Source organism: Rhizobium gallicum bv. gallicum R602sp (assembly GCF_000816845.1).
In the GTDB taxonomy this organism is placed as follows: Bacteria; Pseudomonadota; Alphaproteobacteria; order Rhizobiales; family Rhizobiaceae; genus Rhizobium; species Rhizobium gallicum.
The window spans coordinates 3,705,483-3,717,500 of the sequence record NZ_CP006877.1 but is presented as its reverse complement, the minus strand read 5'-3'; the positions used below and the strand labels follow the sequence as shown (position 1 = coordinate 3,717,500).

10 protein-coding genes, 1 tRNA gene, 2 rRNA genes and 1 pseudogene (1 of these 14 cut by a window edge) are annotated in these 12,018 nt (G+C 57.3%); 6 read left to right on the top strand and 8 right to left on the bottom strand.

All coding sequences use genetic code 11. The features are described from left to right. The 3 genes from RGR602_RS18170 to RGR602_RS18160 all read left to right on the top strand — a co-directional run. A 23S ribosomal RNA gene (locus RGR602_RS18170) occupies positions 1 to 2,471 on the top strand (it extends 482 nt beyond the left edge of the window). Between the two features lie 110 nt (positions 2,472 to 2,581). Further along, positions 2,582 to 2,696 (top strand): 5S ribosomal RNA (rrf, locus tag RGR602_RS18165). Positions 2,697 to 2,799: 103 nt separating this feature from the next. Beyond that, positions 2,800 to 2,876, top strand: a tRNA-Met gene (locus RGR602_RS18160). Positions 2,877 to 3,105: 229 nt separating this feature from the next. Here RGR602_RS18160 and RGR602_RS18155 read toward each other — a convergent pair. Together RGR602_RS18155 and RGR602_RS37315 are read right to left on the bottom strand one after the other, a co-directional pair. Beyond that, positions 3,106 to 4,461: a Fic family protein gene (locus tag RGR602_RS18155; RefSeq protein ID WP_203226174.1), complete on the bottom strand. Its 1,356-nt coding sequence runs from the start codon at positions 4,459 to 4,461 to the stop codon at positions 3,106 to 3,108. A gap of 191 nt (positions 4,462 to 4,652) precedes the next feature. Next, a complete protein-coding gene (locus RGR602_RS37315; protein ID WP_223844028.1) occupies positions 4,653 to 5,075 on the bottom strand; it encodes a transposase family protein in 423 nt (140 codons plus the stop codon). Positions 5,076 to 5,144: 69 nt separating this feature from the next. Here RGR602_RS37315 and RGR602_RS37310 point away from each other — a divergent pair, with 69 nt between their 5' ends. Beyond that, entirely contained in the window at positions 5,145 to 5,345 is a 201-nt protein-coding gene (locus RGR602_RS37310; protein ID WP_170251387.1) for a hypothetical protein, read from the top strand. Between the two features lie 37 nt (positions 5,346 to 5,382). Here RGR602_RS37310 and RGR602_RS37305 read toward each other — a convergent pair. The 4 genes and pseudogenes from RGR602_RS37305 to RGR602_RS38470 all read right to left on the bottom strand — a co-directional run. After that, positions 5,383 to 5,523, bottom strand: a pseudogene (locus RGR602_RS37305) (ISNCY family transposase); the annotation flags it as partial. Positions 5,524 to 5,761: 238 nt separating this feature from the next. Beyond that, positions 5,762 to 5,974 (bottom strand): hypothetical protein, encoded by a 213-nt coding sequence (locus RGR602_RS38475; RefSeq protein WP_082046575.1) that lies wholly within the window; start codon positions 5,972 to 5,974, stop codon positions 5,762 to 5,764. Next, entirely contained in the window at positions 5,971 to 7,227 is a 1,257-nt protein-coding gene (locus tag RGR602_RS18145) for a DUF2092 domain-containing protein (protein WP_039846236.1), read from the bottom strand. Before RGR602_RS18145 ends, RGR602_RS38475 begins: the two co-directional genes overlap by 4 nt. A 760-nt stretch (positions 7,228 to 7,987) precedes the next feature. Then, positions 7,988 to 8,164 (bottom strand): hypothetical protein, encoded by a 177-nt coding sequence (locus RGR602_RS38470; protein WP_223843959.1) that lies wholly within the window; start codon positions 8,162 to 8,164, stop codon positions 7,988 to 7,990. Here RGR602_RS38470 and RGR602_RS38465 point away from each other — a divergent pair. Together RGR602_RS38465 and RGR602_RS18135 are read left to right on the top strand one after the other, a co-directional pair. Next, the gene (locus RGR602_RS38465) at positions 8,163 to 8,402 is read left to right on the top strand and encodes a potassium channel family protein (protein WP_223843958.1); all 240 of its coding nucleotides are present in this window, start codon (positions 8,163 to 8,165) and stop codon (positions 8,400 to 8,402) included. The two genes, RGR602_RS38470 and RGR602_RS38465, sit on opposite strands and share 2 nt — an antisense overlap. A gap of 120 nt (positions 8,403 to 8,522) precedes the next feature. Then, positions 8,523 to 9,611, top strand: a complete 1,089-nt coding sequence (locus tag RGR602_RS18135; RefSeq protein ID WP_039846235.1) for an AI-2E family transporter — start codon at positions 8,523 to 8,525, stop codon at positions 9,609 to 9,611. A gap of 128 nt (positions 9,612 to 9,739) precedes the next feature. Here the strand turns inward: RGR602_RS18135 and RGR602_RS18130 are convergent, their stop codons facing one another. Continuing rightward, positions 9,740 to 10,771: a DUF2955 domain-containing protein gene (locus tag RGR602_RS18130; RefSeq protein WP_039846234.1), complete on the bottom strand. Its 1,032-nt coding sequence runs from the start codon at positions 10,769 to 10,771 to the stop codon at positions 9,740 to 9,742. After that, positions 10,761 to 11,861, bottom strand: coding sequence for an HlyD family secretion protein (locus tag RGR602_RS18125; RefSeq protein ID WP_039846233.1), 1,101 nt, complete (start codon positions 11,859 to 11,861; stop codon positions 10,761 to 10,763). Before RGR602_RS18125 ends, RGR602_RS18130 begins: the two co-directional genes overlap by 11 nt. Positions 11,862 to 12,018 lie beyond the last annotated feature (157 nt).

Here is a 12,018-nt window from a genome sequence, read left to right as displayed (position 1 = left end):
TGAGGAATAAAGCGGAACCATCTGGAAAGTTGGGCCGTAGCGGGTGACAGCCCCGTACGCGTAGAACACTCATTGTCCTAGAGTAGGGCGGGACACGAGAAATCCTGTCTGAACATGGGGAGACCACTCTCCAAGCCTAAGTACTCGTGCATGACCGATAGCGAACAAGTACCGTGAGGGAAAGGTGAAAAGCACCCCGACAAGGGGAGTGAAATAGAACCTGAAACCGGATGCCTACAAACAGTCGGAGCCTGAAAGGGTGACGGCGTACCTTTTGTATAATGGGTCAACGACTTAGTGTAACAAGCAAGCTTAAGCCGGTAGGTGTAGGCGTAGCGAAAGCGAGTCTGAATAGGGCGATTGAGTTTGTTGCATTAGACCCGAAGCCGAGTGATCTAGCCATGAGCAGGTTGAAGGTTGGGTAACACCAACTGGAGGACCGAACCCGCATCTGTTGCAATAGATTGGGATGACTTGTGGCTAGGGGTGAAAGGCCAATCAAACTCGGAAATAGCTGGTTCTCCGCGAAATCTATTTAGGTAGAGCGTCGAGCGAATACCCCCGGGGGTAGAGCACTGGATGGGCTATGGGGACTCACCGTCTTACTGATCCTAACCAAACTCCGAATACCGGGGAGTACTACTCGGCAGACACACGGCGGGTGCTAACGTCCGTCGTGAAAAGGGCAACAACCCTGACCTCCAGCTAAGGTCCCCAAGTCATGGCTAAGTGGGAAAGGATGTGAGGATCCCAAAACAACCAGGATGTTGGCTTAGAAGCAGCCATCATTTAAAGAAAGCGTAACAGCTCACTGGTCTAAATAAGGGTCTTTGCGCCGAAAATGTAACGGGGCTGAAGCCATGCACCGAAGCTGAGGATGTGTAGCAATACACGTGGTAGCGGAGCGTTCCGTAAGCCTGTGAAGGGACAGTCGTGAGACATCCTGGAGGTATCGGAAGTGCGAATGTTGACATGAGTAACGATAAAGAGGGTGAGAGACCCTCTCGCCGAAAGACCAAGGGTTCCTGCTTAAAGTTAATCTGAGCAGGGTTAGCCGGCCCCTAAGACGAGGCGGACACGCGTGGTCGATGGGAACCACGTTAATATTCGTGGGCCTGGTGGTAGTGACGGATTGCACAAGTTGTTCTGGTTTATTGGATTATCAGGGCAGCGGAGCGGTTCCAGGAAATAGCTCCACCGTATAGACCGTACCCGAAACCGACACAGGTGGTCAGGTAGAGTATACCAAGGCGCTTGAGAGAACTATGCTGAAGGAACTCGGCAAATTGCACGCGTAACTTCGGAAGAAGCGTGACCCCCATTTTAGGCAACTATGATGGGGTGGCACAGACCAGGGGGTAGCGACTGTTTATCAAAAACACAGGGCTCTGCGAAGTCGCAAGACGACGTATAGGGTCTGACGCCTGCCCGGTGCTGGAAGGTTAAGAGGAGAGGTGCAAGCTTTGAATCGAAGCCCCAGTAAACGGCGGCCGTAACTATAACGGTCCTAAGGTAGCGAAATTCCTTGTCGGGTAAGTTCCGACCTGCACGAATGGCGTAACGACTTCCCCGCTGTCTCCAACATAGACTCAGTGAAATTGAATTCCCCGTGAAGATGCGGGGTTCCTGCGGTCAGACGGAAAGACCCCGTGCACCTTTACTATAGCTTTACACTGGCATTCGTGTCGGCATGTGTAGGATAGGTGGTAGGCTTTGAAGCGGGGACGCCAGTTTCCGTGGAGCCATCCTTGAAATACCACCCTTATCGTCATGGATGTCTAACCGCGGTCCGTTATCCGGATCCGGGACAGTGTATGGTGGGTAGTTTGACTGGGGCGGTCGCCTCCGAAAGAGTAACGGAGGCGCGCGATGGTGGGCTCAGACCGGTCGGAAATCGGTCGTCGAGTGCAATGGCATAAGCCCGCCTGACTGCGAGACTGACAAGTCGAGCAGAGACGAAAGTCGGTCATAGTGATCCGGTGGTCCCGCGTGGAAGGGCCATCGCTCAACGGATAAAAGGTACGCCAGGGATAACAGGCTGATGACCCCCAAGAGTCCATATCGACGGGGTTGTTTGGCACCTCGATGTCGGCTCATCGCATCCTGGGGCTGGAGCAGGTCCCAAGGGTTTGGCTGTTCGCCAATTAAAGCGGTACGTGAGCTGGGTTCAGAACGTCGTGAGACAGTTCGGTCCCTATCTGCCGTGGGTGTAGGAATATTGACAGGATCTGTCCCTAGTACGAGAGGACCGGGATGGACATATCTCTGGTGGACCTGTTGTCCTGCCAAGGGCATAGCAGGGTAGCTACATATGGAAGGGATAACCGCTGAAGGCATCTAAGCGGGAAACCCACCTGAAAACGAGTGTCCCCTATCAGAGCCGTGGAAGACGACCACGTTGATAGGCCGGGTGTGGAAGTGCAGCAATGCATGAAGCTTACCGGTACTAATAGCTCGATCGGCTTGATCGTTCTCATTGACAATGCTCATCAAAATGAGCCTGACCCTTACCGGTCAAGACGTGTTCAAAAAAAACGAAGTGAAAACTTCTCCAGCTTCTCAAATCGTTGCGCTTCGCTGACCTGGTGGTTATGGCGGGGTGGCTGCACCCGTTCCCTTTCCGAACACGGCCGTGAAACGCCCCAGCGCCTATGGTACTTCGTCTCAAGACGCGGGAGAGTCGGTCGCCGCCAGGTCTGCGAAACGCAACAAATCAAAATCTTCTCAAAACAATAAAACGGCAATAAGCCAGATAAACCGGCCGCAAATCAAGCGGTCCGTTCCGCTCAATCAAAATAACGCGGGGTGGAGCAGCCCGGTAGCTCGTCAGGCTCATAACCTGAAGGCCGCAGGTTCAAATCCTGCCCCCGCAACCAACGATTATAACAAACTCAATGGGCTCCGAGGAAACTCGGAGCCGTCAGACCGCTGACAAACCCGTCGATATTTTCGGCGGGTTTTGTTTTTGCGTGATCAGGACGCTACCTGTGGGAATGCCAGCTGCGGCAGAAGCTCCAGCCCCGAGCAGCCACATCAATCCACCTGGACGCATTGATAATCGGCGTGCGAAATCGTCAGCGGTGACAATGGGGTAGGGACCGTCAGTCATTGCGCCTCCCAGACTTCGCGCCAGGCAGCGAACTCCGAAGGTCGGAGCTGATAGCGCGCGAAATTACCTTCATGCAGTGCTGTTAACTCGGTTTCGGTAATCTCAACGAAGCGCCCACGATCTGCGGGATTGATCCTGTCGACTGCCCAAGCGGTGATGCGCCCGGCGGCCTCCTTGCGTCCAGTACGCCCACGAATGAGTTCAGCCACAAGTTCACGCAGTTCAGCTCGATAGCGAAGCCGGAACGGATCAGGCTCGCCCAGTGACTGGCGCACAGCAGCGTAGTGCGCTGCTGAGCGTTCATAGGCCCATAGAAAGAGGTCTTTGAGGAGATCAACCTGGTTCAGCTCGTAAACCCCGAGCACTGCTTCAGTATATGCTTGCCGCGGCACATCGGCGAAGGAAAGCGGTGAAAGGTTGTTCTTGACGAACGGGATGTTCGCGGCAAGGCGGGATACGCGCTTGTTCACGTCGTCGAAGGGCTGGAGATATGGCAGTTGCACCATGACGAAGAATGCCTGCTCGAACGGGTCTACGATGGCATCGGCAGTTGCCAATATCTCATCGAAGGCTTCCTCGATGAGCTGTGGCACCTCCAGGGGATGGAAGGCGGACCGGTCTATTCCCACCGCGATGTAGCGCAACCTACCAGCGGCTGATGGATCGGGAAGGAGGTTGTTTGCCAGTAGCCCGTGTAGATTAAGTATCGTATAGCGGTTGAAGCCGATGTCGTCGGCCGCGCTGACCAGGAATTCAATTGCGTCCTTGTGGTTGAGGATCATTTGCGCTTCGAGATGCGCCCGGCCCTTAGCCTCTTCGCCGAATTGGATGAGGCGCTTGGTGTCGAGGAGCGAATAGGTGTTGCCCTCGAGCCGGCTGGAGTTCCAGGCCAGATCAATGAGAAGTCTGTTCAGGATGTGCTTGGCGTAGGTTCCTGCCGGCTGCTCGGCGATCTGTGGTCGCCCGACTGAGGCCAGATGGGCGCGTTCGGCCTCGGTCAGATAGAAGGTGGCGTTCGGGCGGTAACGGTCAAGGAAGTCACGATTATAACCGACTGGCCTGCGAGCTTCGGGCGCATGTCGGACGTAGTCGCGCACTGATTTGGCTGCATCAGACAACGCGATAGTGAAGACCCGATCTTCGCCAGATGGTGCCGTTGTCGAAGTAGCCTCAGGCAGTCGGTATTTTGCCCACCGGCCTTCGCCCTCCATAATGAGGCGATCGTCCGATACCAGTCGCTTCAGGCGATATTGCAGGGTGCGTTGAGGGATAGGCGCTGGTAGCGCGCGAAGAATCTCTGATGCTGGGATGGCGCCTGTATGTTGGCTGACGATCTCTTCGATCGCGGCCAAGGCGTCGTCTGGAATTTGGTTTGCCACGATTCGTCGTTTGCCCTGCGCCTAACGGATACGCAAGAATGCCAACCGTACGCGCAATGATCAAGCCTATACGCAATAATTGTTGCGCTTATATGCGCGGGTTGGTCGTTAACGCAATTTGAGATGTTTCCTTGCAGCCGGCCCTTCTTTAGCAATAGCGTTGGTTACGTCGCCACGCACAGTCGTCGATCCCGATCACGGTCGGCGGGACAAAGCGCGGACTGCCGCGCCGCCGCACGACGCGCAGCAGCGTATCGTTGCTTACCGGCAATATCAGCCTCTTGGCAAAGGTGGCCGCTGGCCTGCCGCCCAATGCAAGCCCGAGATGATGGACGATGTGGTCGAGCCTGGCAGTTCGCCGCGCCGAAGGCGCGAGAACGTCCCCGTCGAAGCGCTCGGCGAAGATTCGCCGGCCGAACAACACTGCGTCGCAGTGGAACTGTCGCTTCAATGACAAGCCGAACGGGCTTTCCCACCAGGGGCAGGTCAGCCAGGCGTCGTTGATATCGACTGTGAATTCGTTCCGACCTTGTTCCACAGATCGGGCAAAGGCTCGCTTTGCTCGCCGACCGGACTGCGATCAACATTACCTTGTCATCAATGGCTGTATTGTCGACTATAAAGCCGCGAGGGACGAGCGTCGAAGGTCGGAGCGAATGGCTCATAATGTTGATTACTTGTGTGAAACCAACATCAGCCAGCACTTGATTTCATCAAAAGTGAGTCAGAGCCAATTTTGGGTGCCGATTGGCAAAATGTCTTTGACGGCGGCGCTGGCTGTCTTACCTTCAGTCTTGGTCATGGTGGCGTTCCTTCCAGGGAATCAGGTGACGTTGAACATCACCAGACCGCCATGACCGCCTCTCTCAGAGAATTTGCAGAACCTTCAGCACACTACCGATTGTAAGCGACCACAGAGGACCGGACATAGGCTTTGAAGTGGTCGAGCCCACGCCAGGTGCAGCGCCTCAAGCCATAAGCGCGTTTCAGGCAAGGGATGCCGGCTTCGATGCCGGCGCGGAAGTTTCTGAGCTTGCTGGCTTGGACCGTGCGTTCTTGGCGCATTGTCGGCTCCGGCGGTTACGGGTTTGCCTTTCGAAATCAGTAGCTTGATCTAAAGTATACCTGAAACCGCCGGGCTTTGCCCGCAGAAAACTGCAATTAGCCTAATAATATCAGCCATTTACTTTGTATGGACGGGCACTAGTCTAGATGAGAACGTCCCGCAGCGAACGGGGCATTCTACAGGGCGGGGCCAATTCGTGGGCCCCGGCTAGCAATCATAGGCACCAGCGGCACAACGCCGAGTCGTCCGCCGGGCGACGCCGGCCACGCTGACCGGCGTCAGCGGTCGACCGACTACGGCGACGGCATCAGAAACGAAGCGGGGCATCGGAACAATTGACTGGTCGCTCGCTAGTTCGCCGACCCAAAGTAAAGCCGCCCAAGCCAGACAGATGATTCCCATGCGTCTAAAAAGGGTCATTTTCCATCTCCTCTTACGAAGTTCCCCGGCAATTCACCCAGGTTACTCTGGATGTCCTTCACGTCGACTTTTTCGGCGTTTGTCGGGTTCTTGAAGCCAAAATCACCCGGCATAACCTCATCCCCCGACTTCCAATCCCGGACCTGGACGCTGTATTCCGGTCCACCCTTGACCAGCCTGGAAGTAATGACGAAGCGGCAGGGGTAAGGTTGTGCTCCTTGGGCGACCCAAATCTGGAAATCTACGTCGTCCTTGCGAAAGGCGAGAGAATCGCACTCGGCGCTATTGATGACGCCGCTTCCCAGGTCTTTCGAATCGTAAACGCCCTGCATCAACTCATCATATGAATTGGTCATCAACAAGTCGGCGGCAGGCAGCGGCAATCCATACTTGTCCTTTAGCTCGTCTATCAGATGATCGACCGTGCCAGGAATATCGACTTGCGTATACTTGTTGAGGTTCTTTCCCAAAAGGGTAAGCGTTTTTCCGTCGAATAGCGCTTCTGTCTCGACAAAACCGCCGGAACGTGTGGTGTGTACCTTGTCAGGCCGGCTGAGGGTCACAGTCCCTGAACTTGCCAGCCCAAGTTTTTGATCACTGTTGGTAACAACCTGGAGATTGGCATCGTATGCGAAGGATATGGCCTTCTGGGTTGCCAGATAATCGGACATGGCCTTCAGCAGCTTCTTGGCTTCGGCCGAGTCGGTGAGCCTCACGAGCTCAACTCGCCGGTTGAGAGCTTTTCCTTCGGCCGTCTCATTGCTGGCGATCGGCCGGGTCTGCCCAGCGCCTCCCGCTAATAACCTGTCAGCATCGACCCCTCGTTCCACCAGCGCCGCCTTGATGGCGTCGGCGCGTTCAAGGGAAAGACGTTCATTGGCTTCTGCATTGCCGCTTGCGTCGGTATGGCCGACAATTCTCAGGCTCCAATCAGGTAAATTCTTAAGTGCAGTCGCTATGTCATCAAGCAGCGTTTCAGCACCAGGTTCCAGTGTTGCCTTGCCAACGCCGAAACGCAGGCCATAGAGATCGTACTGATCCCTGGTCTGCAGCGCCTGCTGCATGGCTTCTTTACTGTAATGCTTGGCCGGGTCTTCCTGGGACCAGGATGGGGCGTTTGCCGCTACGACAAAGGCAACTGCCAGGAAAATTTTTCGAGCAATTCTCCCATGCCTTGGTGCATTTCCGTTAAGTTTCCGCCAGGCCCTATCGTATTCTTGGTGTTCGAGCATCTCAATTCGCGTGCTAAACATCGGACAATCCTCCTCACCGATTTATGGAATATGACCACCGAGCACTGCATGCCTTAATTTCGAACATGCTGAATAAGCAAAGTATTGCTGCAGGCGTGCGGCCGAATCTATGGATCAGAATTTCAATCCGAGGCCCCCGCATGGGGTGAACCGCACACGGTCTGCCGGCGGTTTCCCATCATATCGCCGTTCCGGCGCGAAACTAAGTCTAATGAGTCAACGACAACCAAGGCCGGTCGCGGTGAACTGAATACATCCGTTCAGAAAAACGGGAGATTCGACGGTTTCGGGATTGGATCAGGTAGCATTCTGCGCCCATGCAAGCAGTCCGCTCGGGCGGAACACCCACCTTCCGCACCATCCCAATCCATACCCTTGTACAACAACCAGAGAATACATTAGTATGCTCTTAAGTGCAACTTACATTGGGGACCGAGACGGCAGAGCCAGAGTCGGCCAGGTGCGTTCAGGGCACGGAGATCGAGGCCACCAGCTGCAGGTTCCCGCATGCCGCGGTGGCTCCCGGCGGTGGCCAGCGGCAATCACTTTGGGGCAAATATTACAGTTCCGGTAAGTTACTTGTCGGCGGTTGCGTTGTGAGGCAAAATGATGCATCGGAGTTGTGGCCTCCCCTCGGGACTGAGGTGATTTTCCAGTGCGACTGGAGTTGGCGAGGCAGGCTTCATACGATGCAGCGTTGGTGCGGGGTACGGCCAGGGTGGAAACGCCCGGGATTGGTGCTGGGGGACGCACGAGGATGTTACTTCAGATTGTCACGGGCACTGGCGTGCTGCTTGCCACGATCTTTATTCACGGCATGGCGGTTATGCTGCTGTTCCGGATAGGACGAGGTCCCCTTACCGGCACGCGGAAACTCTCCGGCTACGCCCGATTGGGCATCAGTTACTTTTTTGTCACCGGCTTTGTAATGGGCCATGGTCTATCGGCTAGTCGGCGAATTGCCGAACTTTGAGGACGCCATGTACTTCTCGGCGATTACCTTCGCCACGATCGGCTATGGCGACATTACGCTATCCAACGAATGGCGGCTCGCCAGTGCCATCGAAGGTGTAAACGGAATCCTGCTGTTCGGCTGGACTACGGCATTTCTTTTCAAAGTCTCGGAACTGTGGTCCTCCCGGCGGGCTGCGGATCAAAACATCGCACAACCGTGAAACAAGGACTTGCGGTGCGAGACAGGCCCCGGTGCACGGGACCGACGTACGCAACCATCAGCGGCTGTCCCTTGCAGAAAGGGGCTTCGCCGACTTCTGATCAAACCAGGAGGTGTTGTTATGCAGGAATTGCCTGTTGAAGGCGGGCGACACCAGAAGCTCATAGAGGCAGCTCTCGCCCTGCTGCTTGTGTCCATGCTGATCGTCGCGAGCTTCTGGGTACTGTTAGCCTTTGTCGGCGTCCTCACCTATGCGGTGATCCTTGCCACTGCCACAGCGGGGCTGTTTGATCGAATAGTTGAGCTGCTGAATGGAAGGCGTCGCCTGGCTGCCGTGCTGTTCGGCGTGGTCGCCGTGACGGTCATCATCGTGCCGTTGATCTATCTCTGTTCCGCTATTGCCGACTATCTGAGCGTCGCCGAGGCGTGGTTGAGCACGGCCGGCACTCGCGGAATCCCCAACCTTCCCGAGTGGCTTGCAGGACTTCCGCTAGTTGGAAACAAGGTATCTGCGGCATGGCAAGAGCTGCAGCGCGAGGGTCTGGTGTTGATGCAGCGCTACCAACCCCAGCTCGCTGCCGCAGGGCGCTGGCTCATCAATTTTGGTGCAGGTCTTCTGGTGGCTGTCCTTGAAATCTTCGTGGGCGTCGTCGTAGCCGCGATACTTCATGCGTCGCGCGCCTGGGTGCTGCAGTATGTCTCCGCCATCATGGTACGCATAGTTGGAGCGAAGGGGCCAGAACTGCTGAATGCCGCGGGAAGGGCAATTAGCGGCGTGGCAATCGGCGTCATTGGAACGGCTCTGCTCGAGGCGGTGTTGGCCTGGATCGGCTTCGCAATCGCCGGCGTTCCGGGAGCCATCGCCTTGGCCGCAGCGACGTTTTTCCTGGCCGTTATCCAGATTGGACCGCTTCTGGTTTGGCTGCCGGTGGCGATCTGGCTGGGTGCCGAGGGGCAGACCGGTTGGGCGATCTTCACCGCTGCATGGGGGATCATTCTACTCATGGGAGCTGACAATATCGTGAAGCCCATGCTGATTGCGCGCAGCGGCCAGTTGCCGATGCTCGTGCTTTTCATGGGAGTGATCGGGGGGCTGGCAGCCTGGGGCTTTACCGGCATGTTCATCGGTGCGACGACGCTGGCCGTGCTCTGGACCGTGTTGCAGACTTGGCTCGGCACCAACGAGGAGCAGCCGGCAGCGGTCACCTGAGCGTGTGCTTCAGCTTGATGCTGCTGTTTGGGTCGCTGGTGCCCGCAAAACCGCTGGGCCGTCCGGAGGCGGTCTGGCGGGTAGGGACGGCTCACCTTCAAATGGAACCTTTGGAGAGGCCAGGCGCGTCATTTGGCACGACTTTCTCGTGTTTCCGATTGCGGCCAGAAGATTGCCGCCATCAGCACCGTGTAGATCAACGCCGCGCCGACGTAGACAATGCGGGTCGCGAAGGATTCAGCGGCGCCGCCAGGCACCGGCGACACTCCGAGCCCGAACAGGATCAGGAACGTCGTGAGAGCGCCGGCGTACATCTTGGCATCTTTCAACCGGCCCGCAGCGCGCCCGCCCAGGATCAGCGTCACCACGAGTACGATGAGAAAGATCGAGAACAGGCTTGGGCGCAGAGTGAGGATGGTGTAGGCGATGGATGCCAGTATCCCTCCTGACAGATTGATGATCACAAGCCCGAGTGCCATTCGGCTGCTCGCAGCGGCATCGAACTGGCCGAGCAGCGAGGCGACGGTGATGGGTATGACGAGCGCTGCGGACAGTTGATCGTTGACCAGGCAGACCGCGACCGCCCCCAGCAGTATCGCCGTGTTCGCCAGAGCTCGCAGATAGGAAGGAGGTCTGACTGTTGCCGAAGAAGCCGCCGCGATGCGCGTCGTATGGGGCTCCGGGATCACCGCATGGGCAAGCCACATCAGAAGCGTGCCGCCGAGGATGCCGGTCACAAGGATCGACAGGATTGAATTCGCAAGGTCCTTGTTCAGGATTCCGATCAATGGAACCATAATTGCGACGACCTGCACTAGAAAGATCGCGGGCCCCCCTGTGCCCGCCGCCTGGGCCGCGAAACAGAAGAAGTAGATCAGCGCCAGCAGGATCAGGAACGTCGAAGGGCGATCGCCGAACAGATTCGTCAAGACCATCATGCCGATCCCCGTGAACAGGATCAGCAACGCGGCGCCCAATGTCTTGCCTAGCGGCATCGGACCGGAGCTACCCAACAGGAACTGCGCGGCAAAAATAGGCACGAGGAACGGCACGATGGCACCGAGCGACACAGCGGAAGTAAACCCCAAGGAGACCGCAAACGCCACCCGCAGTCCCTTTCGACGCTGCTCGGCAGACGGATCGTCGCGGTCATCCCACATAGGTCAGCACCGATATGATGCGGATCCGCAGCCAGCCCCAGGCATTGGTGACCGGATGATCGCCGGTGTAGATGACGACGGTCGCCTGCGAGCCATATCGCACGCCCTTTGGCCGTTCTGCATCCATGACCAGGCGAACCGGAAAGCGCTGCGCCTCCTGGACCCAGCCGGTGTCGGTCCGGATCGTCGGCAGACCGGTGTTCGGGTCAGTTCCGCCGCCGCCCTGCTGAGAAACGCCGAGGCCGATGCTTTCGACCTTGGCAGGAAAGAGCCGTCCGGGGAGCGCATCGAAGAGCAGCTCGGCCCGATTGCCGACGGCGACATTCTCCAGGCTGTTCTCCTTGAAGGCGGCGGCAATCCAGATCGTCCCGACATCGATGAATGTCATGGCCGGCTGGCCGACGCTGACGACCTTGCCGATGGAAAGCTGCAGGTTGGTGACGACGCCGGCCGATGGCGCGTGAATGGTCGTTCGGACCAAGTCCAGCTGGGCAGCCTCCAGCGCCGCAAGCGCTTCCCGGAGCTGTGGGTTGTCGTTGCCTGCCGGGCCGAGCTCTTCCTTGGCCTTGGCGAGATCGGCCCCCGCACCGGTCACCGCGGCCTCCGCCTGCTCGTAAGCGGATTTTGCCGTGTCATATCTTGCCTTGGAAAACACGCCCCGCTTGACCAGTTCAGTAGCCCGCGCGTACTGGTCACGCAGGTTGTCCCGATCCACCTCCATTTCCACCAGCTTGGCCTGGGCGACGTCCACCGTCGCAGTGGAAGCGCCGATGGTCTGACCCACAAGCGCCAGATTGGCCTCCGCTTGGGCGACAGCGATCTGATAGGTGCTGGGATCGATGCGGAAAAGCACCTGATGGGCTTCGACCAGCGAGTTGTCGTCGACATTGACCTCTATTACACGGCCCGTCACCTCAGGCGCGATCCCCACGACATAAGCCTGAACCTGCGCCTGCGACGTGGAGGGTGTACGCCGCTCCATGAAGACGGACAGCACAAACAGGACGAGCGCTAGGAGCACTATGATGAGCGCCGTTCGGCGCAACGGATTGCGGCCGGCGACGACAGCTGCTGGCTGGGTTGAATCCACGGCTCTTTCCCCCGAAAGACGCTATTCATCGAGTCCAGGGCCTGCAGTGGCATACCGGAAGCCGACTGGACCAAGCCCGATATTACACCTTACCGGCAGAGATGTCGTCCGAATAGACGATGCGGGTGCTGCGGCATTCGGAATCCCTGAATGCGTG